Here is a 16,052-nt window from a genome sequence, read left to right as displayed (position 1 = left end):
ACCCCTACAGAAGTTCGCGAAGTTGCTTCATCAAGTCCGCCGTGACGCGAACACCATCCGCTTCGGCGGCAGCACGGTTCTTCAAGCGGCCATCTCCGGGAACGCGGGCATCCCCGTTACCTTCAATCTCAGCGCAGATGCGTTGGACATAGCCTTCAAATGCGGCATTCCCGAAACGCGCCGGATCAATCGCGATCAACGTTGAACCGCCCTTGATATTCAAGGCACCGTGCGCTTCGCGGTTGGCATTGTCCACGGACAATGTTCCACCGGCCAGTGCCGCGCCAAGAACTTCGATCAGGAAGGCGATCGCCGCGCCTTTGTGCTCGCCAAACGGCAACAGACTGCGGGTCTCCAAAATCGCGTTGGGATCGCTGGTTGGCTGACCGTTCGGGTCAAGCCCCGCAGGGCGTGGCAATTCGTGCCCTTCGGCCGCGGCCATCCGGATGTCCATCAGCGCAACCATTGACGAGGCCTGATCCCATACAACCGGCGCACGACCCGGTCGCGGGCAAGCAAAGGACATCGGATTGGTGCCAAAAACAGGGCGGATGCCGCCTTGCGGCACCACCATCGAGAGCGAGTTCACAACACCTAGCGCTACCAGCCCAGCGTCCGCCAGCGGACCTGTATCGAAACGTAGTGCCCCCAGATGGTGGCAATTGGCACAAGTAAACGCGGCAATACCATTCGCGCGCGCCATTTCAATAAGCTCGTTTCGAGCTTTGGCGGCCACGATCTGGTAATAGCCATTGTCACCATCTCCGCGCAGAACCCCCGGTGCGATCCGTTCGACAATCGGGTCGGCCTCGGGGTTGGCATATCCCGAAGAAAAGCTCTGCGCATAAACAGGTAACATCCTTAACCCATGGCTACGCGGGCCGTCGCGCTCGCTCATCCGCACAAGCCCGGCCAGAACCGTGCTGCCATGTTCATCCATGCCTGCTGCCACAAGGACAGATTTTGCCAATTCCTCTACTTCGTCGAGTGAGAGAGCGATCGTCGAGTTATCGGCCATGTGCCTAATCCTGTCGTTGGTTGAGGAAACGGGTACATAAGTGCCCGCTTGCAGATCTGTTTAGGCGCTGTATTCCACCCGCTTCTTAGCGACGAATTCATCCAACGCCCCGCGCTGATCGTCCGGCATTGGTGGCTGGACGTAGGTGTTCAGCATACGCTGCGCCTCTTCCGTGCCAACTGTTTCTGCGGTTTTCGCACCTTCTGCCTCCCACTGTTCAAAACTGTCATTGTTTTGCAAGTGGTTCATATGCATTGGGTTTTCGCGCGTGTGGTCAGTACCAAGGAAGTGCCCACCCGGTCCGATTTTGTCAATGTCGCCCAGCAACGTGTCCAGATTTTCTTCTTGCAGGCCGCTGAAGAAACGGTGGAAGTTCTCCAACTGCAACGCATCCTGCACCCATTTTGAGTAGCTGACCCCAAGCGCGCCTTCAAGGAAGCCTGCTGAGTGTACGATGTAGTTTGCGCCACCCAGCAGCACCGGCCACATGGTGTTTGCGGTGTCGAACGCAGCCTGCATATCCGGGGATTTCGATCCGGTCCACATGGTACAGGTCCGCCATGGCACACCATAAAACCGAGCCATCTGACCCACCAGAAGGTTCATCAGCCCTGGTTCGGGCGAACCCATCATCGGTGCACCTGTCTTCATCGAAACGCCCATGATTGCTACCCCCAGCACCATCGGGGCTCCGCGCCGGATGATCTGGCTGTAGGCCATACCGGCCAGAGATTCTGCAATCAGCAGCGCGACACCACCCTGCGGGCTTGCAGGTGTGCTCGCCCCGGCAAGAACAAAGGGCGACAGCAGGCAGGGCTGGTTGGCGGCGGCATAGACGCGCAGGCTCTGCAACATGGTCTCATCCCAGACCAACGGTGTGTTGCAGTTCAGCAGGGCTGCCATCACCACATTGTTGTCAACAAACTCCTCACCAAACACGATGCGAGTCATCTCTACCGAGTCCAACGCTGCCTGCTCGGATAGAACTGAACCCTTGATCGGTTTGTCGGTCAGCGTCAGTGCGGCATGGACCAGCTCCAGGTGGCGTTGCGGGACGGGTACGTCCTGCGGCTCGACCGGCAAAATACCCGGTACCATCATCGACTGACTCATCTGACTGAGTTTGAAGAAGTTATGCGCATCCTCCAGCATCGAAGGGCGGCGCACACCATCCAGACCATAGACAAATGGCGCGCCATACGCATTGGCAAAGACCGAATGCCGATTGCCCACCCGCAGCGAGCGTTCCGGGTTGCGCGCGGCATAGCCCCATTCCGAGGGAACGGCCGAGATCAGGTCCATCAGCATCTCGCGCCCGATGCGCACTCGCTCACCCTGCACATCCGCACCGTACTTCTTCCAATCAGCTAAGGCCACCGGATCGCGGAACTCAATCCCTGTGGTTTCAAGTATAGTCATGGCCGCGTTGTGGATTTTCTCAACGCCTTCGGGACCAAGCAGATCAATCGGACCAACTTTGCGGTTCAGCGTCGACAAGTAGACAGGGGGCGGGTTGGTGCGAGCCTTGACCCGCGCGGCACGTCCACCGCCACGGCCCGAGCGTGCTTTGACTTCTGCCATCTCAAATCCTCCTGATCAGGCGCGCGCGCGGGCGCTGGTGGGATCAACGGCGCAGGTTTCGATCACTTCTGCCTCGCGCATTTCATTGTGGATGAGCACCTGCATTTTGGTGCCGGGTGCCGTCATCTCGTATGGAACCAGCGCCATCGCAAGGTCGTGGTTGCAGTAATACGAGAACCCGCCCGAAGTGACGCGTCCGATCAGCTTGCCATCGGCATAGACACCTTCGTCAAACATCACCGAGGTGTCGCAGAACGGCAGCTTCAGTGTGACCAGTGTGTTGTATCCACCCTGCTCCTGCTGCTTTTGCAGCGCGGCTTTGCCGACGAAATCGCGTTCGGCCACCTGCCCGCCGATCTTCTCGGTCATTGCAACGAAACGGCCCAAATCGGCCTCATATGGGGTCAGGTCCTTGCAGATTTCGCGGTTGATCGCGCGATAGGATTTCTCAAGCCGCATCGACTCCAACGCTTCAAGCCCGAAGGGTTTCACACCCGATTTCAGCAGCAAATCAACGAGGTGGCGATTGTACCCGACCGGGTGGTGCAATTCCCATCCCAACTCACCGGTGTAGGAGACGCGCAACAAGTGCACGCCTTTGGCATAGCCCACCTCGCCCATCTGTGCCGACAGCCATGGGAATGCTTCGTTCGACAAATCATTATCGGTCAATGGTTGCAGGATGTCCCGTGCCTTGGGCCCGGCCAGTGCGATCACGCCCAGCTGTTCTGAGATATCCTCGATCACCACCGAGCCATCACCTGGCAGCACGCGCTGTAACTGATCCCAATTGTAGGCTCGCCAGTTCGGCGTCGATATCAGGTAGAAATCGTCGTCGGCATAGCGCACGATTGTGTACTCTGCATCCATGCCGCCCTTGTCGTTCAACATCAGCGACAAGGTCATGCGGCCCACCTTGGGCAGCTTGTTGGCCATCAGGCTATCCAGCCATTTGGCGGCACCCGGCCCGCGCACTGTGAACTTGGTCATCGGCGACATTTCGATGAAGCCAGCCTCTTCACGGGTGGTGCGCACCTCTTCCTGAACACGCTCCATATGGTTGGTGCGGCGGAAACTGTGTTCGGGGATCGCCTCTTCGGGCGATTTGGCAAACCAGCGAGGAAATTCGTAGCCGTTAAAGCTGGTCCAAACCGCGCCCTGAGCAGTCAAAAGATCATATGACCCCATGGTCTTCATCGGGCGCGCATCCGGGAAATCCTCACCCGGAACATGCGCATCCATATGGGTGCCCCATGTCTCGCGCACCTTATCCATGGTCCAACGTTTTGAGGCGTAGTCCGAGAATCGACGCGGGTCGAGCTCCGACATATCCATGCCCGGATCGCCATCGACGATCCATTTGGCCAAACGGTTTCCAACGGTGCCGCCCCAGAGGATGCCACCAGGCATGCCTTCGGCCAGCCAAAGGTTCTCATGCCCCGGTGCGGGTCCGGCCAGAGGCAGCTCGTCCGGGGTCATCTGGAACGGGCCACGGGTGTTGGCCTTGATCCCAACCTCACCCAAGGTCGGCACACGTTCGATGGCGCGTTCCCATTGGGTTTCCACGGCATCAAAATCCTCGGGCAACAGATCGGCTCCGAACTCGGGCGGGACACGATCCTCGGCGAATAGTTTGAGGTCTTTGGTGAATTCATACGGCCCGAACTGGATCCCGCCCACATCTTCGCGCAGATAAGCGCCGTAATCCTCATCCCGCAGGATCGGGAATTCGGGCAAGCCTTGCGCCCGGCGCTCTTTCAGCAGCGGCACCGTCTCGGTCGTCCAATACTGGTGAACGATCGGGATACATGGCAGGTCCAGCCCCACGCGGCGCGCATTTTCGCGGGCGTAGTTGCCGGTGGCAAAGATCAGATGCTCGCAGGTGATCTCACCCTGATTGGTGGTCACTTTCCAGTGGCCATTGTCCAGCTTCTCATAAGCCTGCGCTTCGGTGTTCTGGTATACCTTGGCGCCGGCATCCCGCGCGAGCTTGGCCAATGCCATGGTAATGTCGGCGGGATTCACATAGCCGTCTTCCGTGTGCAGGATACCACCCCGAATATCCGGGCTTTGGTTCAGCAAGGGATGAACCTCAGCAATCTCCTCTGGCGTCAGCAGCTTACAAGGCACGCCGGCGGCTTCGGCGATCGAGATATAGGACTGGAACTCATCCCAGCGCTTTTCGGTATTAGCCACCCGCAGCTGTCCTACCTTACGCAGTCCGACCGAACTGCCCATCTTCTCTTCAACCTCGGTGTAGATGCGGATGGTTTCCATCGTCATCTTCGACACGTTGTGCGACCGCACAAAGGTCACTAGCAAACCAGCCGCATGCCACGTCGAACCCGAGGTCAGTGTGGTGCGCTCCAGCATAACGGCATCGGAACACCCATGTTCGGTTAACCCGTACAGAATTGACGCACCGACGCACCCACCTCCGACAACCACGACTTTTGCATGTGACTGCATACTGCAACTCCTTCAACTTGTGCACGACCAACCGGGGGTCGCATTGCATGAGGAAAGATCGATATGAACGCCAAGGGTCTTGAGGACCTTTGATACATCCATTGATCATGTCTCAAACGGTTGTGGCGAATTTTCACCGTGAACCGCTGGCGGGCAATTGCAAAAAGATTCACTTTGAATAAGATCAGCTAAGCCTGATCTTCGGATAGTGCTTATATAATATTGGATGTACAAACCATCACAGGTCAAATCACCTTGCTCAACAGGCCCTACGATCTTCCACCTGTAAGTTCGCTTGTCAGCTTTGAGGCTGCTGCGCGGCATGTAAGCTTCAAGACCGCTGCAGAAGAGCTGAACGTCACGCCGGCCGCAATCAGCCATCAGGTCAAAGCGCTGGAAAACGAGCTGCAATGCGCGCTGTTTCTGCGCCATCATCGCGGCGTGGAACTTACTGAAAGCGGTGCTTATCTTCTTGTTGCCCTTCAACGTGGTCTGGAAGGCATCAGCGAAGCACTTGGGCAGTTGCGGCGTCAATATGACAGAAAAGGTGTGACGATCCGCTCAACCACGGCTGTCAGTTCACTTTGGCTCACCCCGCGCCTTGCGCAATTCTGGAAGCAATACGGACATGTTTCCGTGACGCAGGTCGTGACCGACCTCGGCATCGACACGTCAAAATGCGACCTAAGTATCCATTACGGCGATTCCAGTCGCGAAACGGGCATGTTCAAGACACTATTTCACGACAAGATCATGGCGCTTTGTAGCCCAAGGTTTGCGCAACAGAATCCCATCAAACGTGTTGAAGATATTGCCAGGGTCCCCCTAATTCATCTCGACGCTCCGGATACCGGCTGGACCGACTGGCGTGCCTGGACGCAGAAACTCGGCTATGAAGGCCCGCTGAATTCCGCGCATCGGGTCAACAATTACACGATCGCGCTTCAGGCCGCTCAGGACGATATGGGCGCAGTGCTGGGATGGGAGGGACTGACCTCGGAGCTGACCGCATCCGGAAAACTGGTCAGACTGTTGCCGCAAACCATCTCATCGCAACTGGATTTCTACGTGAAACTGCACAACACCTCATCCGACCGCGCCAAGCTTGTGTTCAAGTGGCTCGGCCAAGCGGCTGACGGAAAGGTTTAAACTCGGCTCAGACCTGATCAGGACGAAATATCTTGGGAGCGAAGATCGAGGGCCTTACCGTTGATTTCTCGCTGTCCTGAATAAAAGCAAGAACACAAACACCGATCCGATTGAAGTTGTGACGATCCCCACCGGCAATTCCTGCGGAGCCAGCAGAAGCCTGCTGAGAATGTCAGAGCCGGTCAACAAGGCAGCACCAACCATAGCGGCGGTAGGTAGAAGGTTTTTGTGCAGGGGACCTGCGATCCCGCGTGCAATATGCGGCACCATCAGACCGACAAAACCAATCACTCCGGCTACGGAAACAAACACGGCCGTTGCCAAAGCTGCGGTGAAAAACATGCTGAACCGCAGACCCCGAACCGGCACACCCAGAGTTGCGGCAGTCAAATCCCCGGTCAGCAGCGCATCCAACCAGCGGCTGCGATAAAGCGAATAGCTCAGGATCAGCAGCAGACCGATGCACACCAGCGGGAACGTCTCCCAACGGGCCAGGCCCAGCCCCCCCAGCATCCAGAAGATGACAGAATGGGCGGCGCGGCTATCACCGGCGAAGATCAGATAGTTGGTGATGGCCGAAAACAAAAATGACACAGCCAGACCCGCAAGGATCAGCTTTTCCGGTGCGCTGGTGCGAAGCCCATGAACCAGCGCCAGCACGATGCCCGACGCCACAAGACCGCCGCAAAAGGCAGCCAGAGGCAGAGTCCAGAAACCCAGAATATCTCCGGTCACGGTAATTACAAACACCGCCCCCGCTGCCGCGCCCGAGGACAGGCCGAACAGAAATGGATCGGCAAGGTCATTACGTGTGGTCGTTTGCAGCACCACGCCAACGATGCCCAGCCCGGCACCGATCACGGCTGCCAACAACGCGCGGGGCAATCGCAGGTCGAATACGATCCTATGCAGCGGCGACATCTCTCCGTCCTGCAACCCGGTACCGCGCAAGATCGCGGTGAAGGTCTCGGACAAAGGTATCGAGGTTGTGCCGTAGATTGTGGAAATCAGCAAAAGGGCGGCCAAAACGACCGCCCCCAGCAACAACGTCAGGCCCAATCGGCCCATATCAGCTCTGACCCGGATGCATCGCGCGCGCCATCTTCGAGATCGCTTCGATATTTGCCGGTCCGGGCGTCAGCTCTTCGTAGCGCAATCCGATCCAGCGTTCGTTCTTGACGGCATCAGTCTGCGACATGACGGGATGTTCCTGCAGGAACTTGAAGGTGTCCTCGGCGCCATTGCCGGTCTGATAATCCAACAAAACCAGGAATTCCGGGTTCGATGCGGCAACGGCCTCCCACGAAGTGCGGCCCCAGCTCGTGTCCATGTCATGAGTGACGTTTTCACCACCAGCGGCTGTGATCATCGCATCGGGAATCGCGAATTTACCGGCGGTAAACGGAGCATCTGCAGGACCATCCAGAAGAAAGACGCGGGGCTTGGGCAGTTCAGCAGTCTTGGCATCGATCGCTGCCAGCTGCTCTTTCCAGCCCGAGACCAGAGCCTCGGCCTTGTCTTCGACTTGCATCACCTTGCCCAAGCGCAACACATCGCCAAACAGAAGATCCATGCTGGCTTCGGGGCGATCCTTGTCCAGATGGACACAGCTTTCCGTTAGAACCAAGGTCTTGATTCCGAACGGTTCCAATGTATCTGGGGTCACATCACCACCCGGCTTCATGCCATAGTACCAACCTGCAAAGAACAGGTCGGGTTCAACCGCCACCAGGTTTTCGACGGTCGGATATTTCGGCGCAAGCTCGGGGATGTCGCCGCGCAGAGCATCAAAATCAGGGCTGGTCTTGTACCAGCCGGTGATGCCGGTCAGGCCGACGATCTTGTCCTGCAGACCCAATGCAAAGGCCATATCGGTCATGTTCATGTCATGCACAACCAGGCGCTCGGGCGCGGTATCAAAAACCAGTGGTTCGCCGCAGTTGTCTACGGTGACTTCTTGCGCAGCAGCACCGCTTGCCATGGCGGTGGCAAACGCCACGGGCCAGATGTATTTCATCTCAGTGTGTTCCTTCGACTAAGTTGAGACTGTGGTTCTTCGAATATCAAGCGCCGGGATCACGCGGCCTTCGTGGAGAAAGCAGAGGAAATCAACGCCAAAAGTTTCGCGGACTCTTTCGGGTGTCAGCACCTTGTCCACCGACCCAAACTCGATCATACGGGTCGATTTCATCAGCGCCACGTGTGTGGCGAATTCGGGGATCATGACCAGATCGTGTACAATCATGACCACGGTGATCCCAAGCTCGGCGACCAAAGACAGCATCCGCCCTTTTGCATCAGGATCCAGATGGTTGGTCGGTTCGTCCAGAAACAGCAACGAAGGGTTCTGCGCCAAAGCACGCGCGATATGGGCACGCTGACGTTCGCCTCCGGACAGTTGGGCCATGCGCTTGTCCGCGAGATTGGCGAGACCGGTCAGGTCTAAAATCCGGTCCAGCTCTTGCGCGTGGCCTTCGGTAGAGCGGTCCGCACGGATGGGTATTTGCCCCAGCGCAACATAATCGCGTAACGCCAAGCGTCCATCGGGCAGTTCCTGCTGACCTACCACTGCGATCATGCGCGCACGCTTTTTGGCGGAGAGCTGTTTCAGACTGCGTCCTTTGATCCGAACATCGCCAAGTGCCAGCGGCTCAGCGCCGCACAACAGATTGAGAAGCGTCGTTTTCCCCGCCCCGTTCGGGCCGGCGATGGCTAGAATGGAACCCTCGTCCAACTCGAACGAGACGCCCTGCAACAGGACATCTCCGTTAAGGGCATAATACTCAAGGTTTTCGGCAATCAGAAAGGGTCGCAACGTCATTGCGATGCCCCCTGTTCGATCCGCGGCATGCGCGAGAGGGTTTTATTGAACAACGCCTGCGGGCGATCAGTGGCATTTGTCCAGCCATCCGGGCTTTCACGATATTGCGCTGCAAACTCAGCCAGCGCCTGCACCTCATCCGCGGTCTGAATGCCACCAAAAAGGTATTGCGCCTTTCCTACGGCCTGGAACCCAACCGTTCTGGGACTATCGCAGCCTGCCATGCAAGACGACGCGCGGATCGCAAAACTGCGATGTAATTTCCCGGTCAACGCATCGCAAATTTCATCAAGGGGCAGCCCTTCAGTGCAGCTTTCGCAGACTAGAATGAAATGATCAGGCGTATCTGGCATGGTCCACTCCACTTGTTTCCAAGCGCATGCGGAAGCTGCCGACAATGTAAACACGCGATTGACGCGCCATCAAAGCCTCCTTCCAGGACGCCCCGCCCCGGGTTGGTTAAACATCTGATGGCAGGTCTCCTGACTTGCGGGTCCGCGCTCGGCCAACCTTCCCGACCCTGTGGACCAGTGGCTGTTTGGCCTTGCTCACCGCTTACAGTTGCGGGGGCAGTTACGGAATTGGCACCTTTTGGCAAACCTCACCGTATTCCCTTTTCATCCCGCGGCAACACCACCGGGAACCATCAATCGATTGAGTGCCCGAGAACACCGGACACGTCAATGATAAAGTCGAAGGCACCCAACTCTGGTCGAGGATCGAGCGCGGGCAACCACGTGTCCGTAGCACCAACCGAATGGGTTGGGCTGCGCGCCGAATTTGTCTGGCCACGGCTGTCCATAGTTGGTGTGTTTGGAAATTAGACAATCTGAGGTAAGCTGAACAAATTTAGAGGTTTAGCTTTGTCAGCGCCTTACCCCTGTTTGATCATTGCCTGGGTTTATCCAAGGAGACGGTTCTTTGACGCATGTTTCGCAAAACGCATTGCCGCCGGATATTGTTGATGATGTCATTGACCACAATCTCGAGGCCGTTGCACGGTGGAAAGGCCATCGCTTAAGGGCTCAGCATGGGCGCAGTCACGGGTGCGTGGCTGCAACATTCACTGTCAGAAACGATCTACCAGAACAGTTCCGTCACGGCCTGTTTGAACAGCCCGCTGCCTATTCAGCCGCACTTCGCTTTTCCAACGGCGCGCATCTGGATGACCGGAAATCGGATGCCCACGGGATGGCGATCAAGCTTTTTGACGTGCCAGGCCCCAAGCTGATCGACGCCGAGGCACTTGCGCATCTGGGGACCACACAACTCAGCGACGAGTTCGATTTCGTATTGGTCGATCAGGATGTGTTTCCCAGCTACGTCCCCGATGAATATGAGCGATTGGGCAGGCTTGTCGCCACATTACAAGCGGTCCAGCACGCGATCAAAGGGCGACGAAAATGGAGCCTTAGGTTGATCACCAAAGGGCTGCGCGCAGGATTTCGCGCCTTCCTCACTCGTGAAGGCAAGCGTCAGTTTCGCGTCGCGAGTGATTTTGCCTCGAACTATATGCACTCGCCTTTTGAGGTCCATTTCTGGTCGACAACACCGTATCGGCTGGGCCCCGATCTAACGGTCAGATACTTGGCCCGCAGCGCGAAACCAAAAATTCCGGCACATCCGGTAGACGACCCAGATGGGATCGGGCAGTGTTTGCGGCAAGACGTGGCCGATGGAGATAATCACTTCGAGCTGTGTGTGATTGAGCCCCCGCGCCCGGCCGACGAATTCGATGTGCTCGACAATCGCATCCGGTGGGCATGCGACCCGCAACCAGATGCACCTCTTGATCCGTACCATCATACCGTCACGCCCGTGGCGGATATCACGATTCCCAAAGGTGCAGAATTTGATCCGCAGAATGGAGACGCGATGAGCTTCGCGCCCTGGCGTGTCACGGCAGATCACGAACCTTTAGGACCGATTAATGCGATCCGGCTCAGAACCTATCTGAGCTTGGCCCGCGCCCGGTTCCCGAATCGATGACCAAACGGAGATGTATTGATGCTGGACGTTGATGATCTGATCAAACTCGGATTCAAGATCTCCCCACCCGTTACGAGCTATTTAGCCGCGATCAGGCTTGCAAACGCCGCGAAGATCCACCGACCGCGGCCCTATACGATGGGCGCAGACTACACGACATGGCCCGGCGTGTTTTCCCATCGCTGGATCGGTCGGCATACAACGCCAGAAGACCTCTCACCCGTCCTGCCGTCGGAAAGCGAAGTTGCTGATCTCTTTCGCCGACGGACACAAATGGATGGCAGCCCGCTTACCTTGATGTGCCCGCAAGGATCGACACTTTTGTTTATCTCGGCCGCACAATGGTTTACCGACAGTTTCCTGCGCACCTTTGGGGCGAAAGGACCGGTTGATCAGACGGATTCGAACCACGAGGTCGATCTGTGCCAAATCTACGGGCTGAACGATTTTCAGACCGACATGCTGCGCGAACGCGATCCCGATACCAATGAATTAACCCACCGGTTGGCCTTTCGTCTGGATACACAAGGCGAGATGTGGGCCCCGAAGCTGTTTCAAAAGAACCAATCCGGTGGTGTTAAGCTTGCGCCCCCCTTTGATGGCAGTCTTGCCACTGGCGAGAATTACGGAAAGCCCCTGCACGATCCATGCAAGCTGTGGAATGCGGTGAAACGGGCGCATCCGGGTCTCAGCGATCACGCGATTGACCAGCTACTGCTCGACTTTCATGCAACCGGGCTCGATAATGGCAATGGTACCATAGGTTATATCGCGATCAATACACTGATGTTGCGCGCCCATAACACCTTTGCCGATCTGTTGTGGCGCGAAAAGCGCGGCATATCAGGCTGGGATAAAGAGCGTGTGTTCCAGACCACACGCTGCACCTTGATCGCATTGCTGATCAAGCTTGTGCTTGAGGATTACATCGCCCACATCGCCAATATGCCTTTCAAACTACCCGTTGGCGTCAATCGCTGGCAACCGTGGCATCATTCCAACCAGATCGCGATTGAGTTCAATTTGCTCTACCGCTGGCATTCGATGATCCCCGAGCGATTCATAATCGACGGCGCACAGGTTGGCCCAGAAGGCTTCAGGTTCAATCCACGACTGGTCGAACAAACGGGCTTGGCGGAAATGATCCGATCTTTGTCGCGCCAACCTGCGGCCCGCATGTCGCTGCGCAACACGCCCGATTTCCTGTTCCAAAGGCCTGCGCCCGGTGCTCCTGCCCCTGTCGAAGCTACAATTGCCCTGACGCGTAAGGCGCGTCTTCCGTCGCTGAACACTTATCGTCATCATTTCTGCCGCAAACCGCATTCAAGCTTTACTGAGATGGTTGGTGATCAGCCGTTTGCGGACGAATTGATTGCCGACCTGAGCCGGCTCTATTGCGACGTCAATAGGGTCGAGTTGTTCCCTGGTCTCTTTGCGGAACAGCACAAGGGCGATGTGATCATGGGCGATCTGATGACATCGATGGTGGCGTATGACGCGATCACGCAGCTTATGAACAACCCGATGGTGTCCAAAAACTTGTACTCAGCTGAGACTTTTTCAGAGAAGGGTTTTCAGTTGTTGAAGAAAACTTCGTCATTCTCGCAGGTGGCGCGTTTTGTTGGCTTGGACCTGCAACCCGAAGACTGCACTTTAGGTCGACGTCCCGGCGGGACCTAAGACGCGACCGCGCGCTCTTCCAGCTCAGCAATCCGCGCGGCAACTTCCGTATCGGCTGGCCGGATGCAGGCAAGATCACTCAGCGCGCGCAATTCATACAGCGCCGCGCCCTGATCATTTGCCACGGCTATAGCTTCACGCAAAGCCGCCTCAGCCGCGTCGAACGGACTACCTTGTTCCAGTAGAAGAGCCGCCTTTATCCGGTGGATTTCGGCCTCATAGTTCCGCTCGTCAGTGTTTTCTGCACATGTCAGACCAGCCTCCACCGCATCCAACCCTTTCTGAATCTCACCCAGAGCAAGATAGCCCCGTGCGAGCTCGGCGTTAACGAGCACGCCAGCCGCCTCGGCACCCGTTGCGTGCATCCTTCCCCAAGCGGCCTGCAGCATGGCCACGCCCTCTGTGGCCTCGCCGGTTCTGATGGCAGCCCCGGCAAGATGGGCCGTCGCAACAGCTTGGTAATAAGGGCCGCCCTTGTCCTGAACAGCCGCGCTCAGCGCCTTGGCCATACGCGCATAATCCGGGTGGTCCATCTGCATGTGGATTTCGGTCAACCAATGCATTGCATTTGCGATGATCAAGGGCTGGCCCGACGCCATCGCGGCGTCAACTGCCCGCTTGGCTTTGGCGAGTGCCGCCTCAGTTTTGCCCTGAAAGCTGTCAACCAGCGCGCTCATACTCTCGATTTGTATCACGGCTGCAATATCGGGGCTGTTTCCAGCTTCGGCGCGATGCGCATCCGCATGAGACGCCGCTTGTTCCAGAGCTGCTGCCGCATCCTGAAACCGACCGCGCGGGGATAGCGCGGCCCCACAGATGTAGTTTCCGACCATTCGGGTGTGGTGATCGTCATACGCATCGATGATCGCTTGCCCCCATTGCTCGGCGTTCTGGTAATCACCTTTGACCATTGCAGCGGTAAACAGACCCCTGCCCGCGCGCACAAGAGTACGTCTGTCGCCCAGCTTTTCAGCCAGTTCAAAACTGCGCCCAAAGGCATCGATTGCGGGCTCGGCACCATAACCGACATGCACGCGTTCGGCAGCGGCCAGAAGGAATTGCAAGTTCAATTCAGCTTTATCTCGTTGGTCTGCGGACAACTCGTCCAACAGCCGCAATCCGTTTCGGGCATGCTGAGCCCCTTCGCGATTTGCGTGGCGCCTCAGGTTCAGCCGCGCGGCCTCCGACCAGGCGGCCACCGCCTTCGTTGTTTCACCGGCCAGTTCCCAGTGCCGCGCTATTTGTTCAGGCTGTCGGGCGGCTTCCGGTTGGGCGGCAAGGGCTTCTGCCGTGCGTCGATGCAAATGAATGCGACGGTCCCGCACAAGGCTTTGATATGCCGCCTCACGCACCAATTCATGGCGGAACCGCCAGATCATTTCTGCGTCGTCATTCGCGCCGGGCAGATGTTGCAAAATACCCGTGGCGGCGAGCCCAAAGATCGCGTCTTCGGACTCGTCTTCAGTCAGTTCACTGATCTGAGCCAGCAAAGGTGCCCCAAAGGCACCACCTATAACAGCGGCCTCGATCGCGGCACGTCGGAGTTCTCCGACCTCGTCCACCTGTTGCGCCAGGAGGTCATGCAACGTGGCGGGAATGTTGTCCACGATACGTTCAGGCGACGCAGCGATGGCGGCAGAGCACTCCTTGATGAAAAGGGGCACACCATTGCCGCGCGCCAAAATCTGCGCCGTGGTGCGGTCGTCAAGGCGCTCACCCGAGGCCGCCTTGGCCAGTTCTGACGATGTCGCATCATCGAGCGGTGGAAGCGACAATTGCTCAAGAGACGGTATGCTCTCTTTGATCGCTGATGGCGCCGGCATCCGCGAAACCATCAACATCAGGACGGGAAGTGATGTCAGATGCTCGGCCACGTCGCGCAGCACCGAAAGGGTCGATGGGTCGACCCATTGCATATCCTCAACCACGACAAGCACCGGCCCCTCTCGGCTGAGTTTTTGGTAGACGCGGATGAATATGTCACTCAGCTGCGCGCGCAGTTCGTCCTCACTGGTCGTCCCGCTGTCGCCGGGGCCCGGGGCAAGAATGAAATACAGCGTGCGAAGTTGCGCGTCGTCCAGAATATCGCTCAGATGTTCTGACAACCGGTTGCGACGCGCGGCAATATCGTCCTGATTGTGGATGCCGCACCACCGTTCGACCTGTGATATGAAGGGAAAGAACGGTGTGCTGACATGGAACGGGCTGCAGTGATAGGTCACCCATGCCTGCGGCCCGACCGACGAACGCAGATCACGGATCAGGTGCGATTTGCCAATCCCTGCCTCACCCAATATGTGAATCACCCGCCCTCTTCCAGCGTCCACATCTTTCCACGCGCGGCGGAGTTGTCCGCGTTCGGCTTTGCGGCCAAGCAACGGGGTGCGGTTATGGCGGCGTGCCTGATCCTTGCCTTCACCGGTCAATCGATAAACTGGAACAGGCCGGTCGAACCCCGCGAGGTTCTGAACGCCTTGCGGCTCGAACTCCATTTGTTCGGCCCCAAGCGCTCGTGTTGCCGCAGAAACCATTGTTCCACCGGGGGTTGCCAACGACTGAAGACGTGCCGCAAGATTTAGCGTCGATCCAAAAATCGCGTCGGGCTGAATATTGGTCCCAAGCGCGATGTCCCCGACAAGCACTACGCCGGATGCGATCCCAATCCGGCACCTGAGATCGAGCGGACCCGCCATTGCGGGCAGATCAGTATGGATGCGCAGCGCAGCGCGTAGAGCGCGCTCGGCATTATTTTCAGACGCAGCAGGCCAACCAAAGGCGACGAGGATACCGTCGCCCACGATCTGCAGCACCCTGCCCCCGAACTCAACGGCAATTTGTTCGACCAGTTTATGATAACGTAATGTCGTAGACAGCAAATCTTCGGGCTCAAGCATTTGAGCCAATACCGTGGACTCGACAAGATCCACCATCATGACAGTCAGATGGCGGTGCTCCATCGCGCCAAGATCAGTTTCCGGGCCAGTGGGGTGCAGCACCATCAGCGCGCTCCGCGACCGGCGCTCATGCGGCGTGGAGATTTAAGGCCAACGCCTTCTCCGGAACCCAAAAACGAGAACATGCCCCCCATCGCGAAGCCTTAAAATAATTAACAGATTGTACGCGCCGCCGCTCGACACCACGAAAACTGATTGTGAGACTATATGAAGCTTCGCATTCTGGCTATGCCCAACGCCTGCTGAAGCGAAGAAGTGCCTGATATTACGTTTAGGATTGAGAATGCGCGCCTGCGGTCGAACGAATGTCATCGTCGGAAATCCGATCTGGCAACGAATCTTGATCGTAACACGCCGTTCTTCGCCGAGACCAGATAGCCAGTTCAACGCA

At 57.4% G+C, this 16,052-nt stretch carries 11 protein-coding genes and 1 riboswitch; of the genes, 3 read left to right on the top strand and 8 right to left on the bottom strand.

The window, feature by feature from the left end; all coding sequences use genetic code 11:
- Positions 1-4: 4 nt before the first annotated feature.
- From ACRZ9U_RS17170 to ACRZ9U_RS17160, 3 genes are read right to left on the bottom strand one after another with little or no spacing between them, the layout of a single operon-like run.
- Entirely contained in the window at positions 5-1,018 is a 1,014-nt protein-coding gene (locus ACRZ9U_RS17170) for an Ldh family oxidoreductase (protein WP_170407000.1), read from the bottom strand.
- 60 nt (positions 1,019-1,078) lie between these two features.
- Entirely contained in the window at positions 1,079-2,599 is a 1,521-nt protein-coding gene (locus tag ACRZ9U_RS17165; protein WP_170393827.1) for a trimethylamine methyltransferase family protein, read from the bottom strand.
- A gap of 15 nt (positions 2,600-2,614) precedes the next feature.
- A complete protein-coding gene (locus tag ACRZ9U_RS17160) occupies positions 2,615-5,068 on the bottom strand; it encodes a GcvT family protein (protein WP_170406997.1) in 2,454 nt (817 codons plus the stop codon).
- A 255-nt stretch (positions 5,069-5,323) separates the two neighbouring features.
- On the opposite strand from ACRZ9U_RS17160, the gene ACRZ9U_RS17155 reads away from it, so the two are divergent.
- Entirely contained in the window at positions 5,324-6,217 is an 894-nt protein-coding gene (locus tag ACRZ9U_RS17155) for a LysR substrate-binding domain-containing protein (protein WP_170406993.1), read from the top strand.
- Positions 6,218-6,271: 54 nt separating this feature from the next.
- Here ACRZ9U_RS17155 and ACRZ9U_RS17150 read toward each other — a convergent pair whose 3' ends face one another.
- The 4 genes from ACRZ9U_RS17150 to ACRZ9U_RS17135 are packed head-to-tail and all read right to left on the bottom strand — an operon-like array spanning position 6,272 to position 9,391.
- Positions 6,272-7,285 carry an iron ABC transporter permease gene (locus ACRZ9U_RS17150; protein WP_170406990.1) on the bottom strand — a complete coding sequence of 338 codons (1,014 nt, stop codon included), beginning with the start codon at positions 7,283-7,285 and terminating at the stop codon, positions 6,272-6,274.
- Position 7,286: 1 nt separating this feature from the next.
- A complete protein-coding gene (locus ACRZ9U_RS17145) occupies positions 7,287-8,234 on the bottom strand; it encodes an ABC transporter substrate-binding protein (protein WP_170406987.1) in 948 nt (315 codons plus the stop codon).
- 18 nt (positions 8,235-8,252) lie between these two features.
- On the bottom strand, positions 8,253-9,038 hold the full coding sequence (locus ACRZ9U_RS17140; RefSeq protein ID WP_170406984.1) for an ABC transporter ATP-binding protein: 786 nt from the start codon (positions 9,036-9,038) through the stop codon (positions 8,253-8,255).
- The gene (locus tag ACRZ9U_RS17135; RefSeq protein WP_170406981.1) at positions 9,035-9,391 is read right to left on the bottom strand and encodes a DUF1636 family protein; all 357 of its coding nucleotides are present in this window, start codon (positions 9,389-9,391) and stop codon (positions 9,035-9,037) included. The genes ACRZ9U_RS17140 and ACRZ9U_RS17135 overlap by 4 nt, the downstream gene beginning before the upstream one ends.
- Before the next feature lie 102 nt (positions 9,392-9,493).
- A riboswitch (cobalamin riboswitch) is annotated at positions 9,494-9,701 on the bottom strand.
- 258 nt (positions 9,702-9,959) lie between these two features.
- Between ACRZ9U_RS17135 and ACRZ9U_RS17130 the strand changes: the two genes are divergently transcribed.
- Complete coding sequence (locus tag ACRZ9U_RS17130) at positions 9,960-11,027, top strand: catalase family protein (protein ID WP_170406978.1); 1,068 nt, start codon at positions 9,960-9,962, stop codon at positions 11,025-11,027.
- 18 nt (positions 11,028-11,045) lie between these two features.
- Positions 11,046-12,707 (top strand): peroxidase family protein, encoded by a 1,662-nt coding sequence (locus tag ACRZ9U_RS17125; RefSeq protein WP_170406975.1) that lies wholly within the window; start codon positions 11,046-11,048, stop codon positions 12,705-12,707.
- Here ACRZ9U_RS17125 and ACRZ9U_RS17120 read toward each other — a convergent pair.
- The gene (locus ACRZ9U_RS17120; protein WP_170406971.1) at positions 12,704-15,706 is read right to left on the bottom strand and encodes an AAA family ATPase; all 3,003 of its coding nucleotides are present in this window, start codon (positions 15,704-15,706) and stop codon (positions 12,704-12,706) included. The two genes, ACRZ9U_RS17125 and ACRZ9U_RS17120, sit on opposite strands and share 4 nt — an antisense overlap.
- Between the last annotated feature and the right edge of the window lie 346 nt (positions 15,707-16,052).

The sequence above is a fragment of the Ruegeria sp. D7 genome (assembly GCF_056534355.1).
This window is presented reverse-complemented; position numbering and strand designations above follow the sequence as displayed.

What these genes read in the sequence shown, in the direction of transcription:
- ACRZ9U_RS17140 (WP_170406984.1), bottom strand. Translation starts at nt 9,038, where the DNA reads ATGACGTTGCGACCCTTTCTGATTGCCGAAAACCTTGAGTATTATGCC.
- ACRZ9U_RS17135 (WP_170406981.1), bottom strand. Translation starts at nt 9,391, where the DNA reads ATGCCAGATACGCCTGATCATTTCATTCTAGTCTGCGAAAGCTGCACT.
- ACRZ9U_RS17165 (WP_170393827.1), bottom strand. Translation starts at nt 2,599, where the DNA reads ATGGCAGAAGTCAAAGCACGCTCGGGCCGTGGCGGTGGACGTGCCGCG.
- ACRZ9U_RS17160 (WP_170406997.1), bottom strand. Translation starts at nt 5,068, where the DNA reads ATGCAGTCACATGCAAAAGTCGTGGTTGTCGGAGGTGGGTGCGTCGGT.
- ACRZ9U_RS17150 (WP_170406990.1), bottom strand. Translation starts at nt 7,285, where the DNA reads ATGGGCCGATTGGGCCTGACGTTGTTGCTGGGGGCGGTCGTTTTGGCC.
- ACRZ9U_RS17145 (WP_170406987.1), bottom strand. Translation starts at nt 8,234, where the DNA reads ATGAAATACATCTGGCCCGTGGCGTTTGCCACCGCCATGGCAAGCGGT.
- ACRZ9U_RS17170 (WP_170407000.1), bottom strand. Translation starts at nt 1,018, where the DNA reads ATGGCCGATAACTCGACGATCGCTCTCTCACTCGACGAAGTAGAGGAA.
- ACRZ9U_RS17125 (WP_170406975.1), top strand. Translation starts at nt 11,046, where the DNA reads ATGCTGGACGTTGATGATCTGATCAAACTCGGATTCAAGATCTCCCCA.
- ACRZ9U_RS17120 (WP_170406971.1), bottom strand. Translation starts at nt 15,706, where the DNA reads ATGGTGCTGCACCCCACTGGCCCGGAAACTGATCTTGGCGCGATGGAG.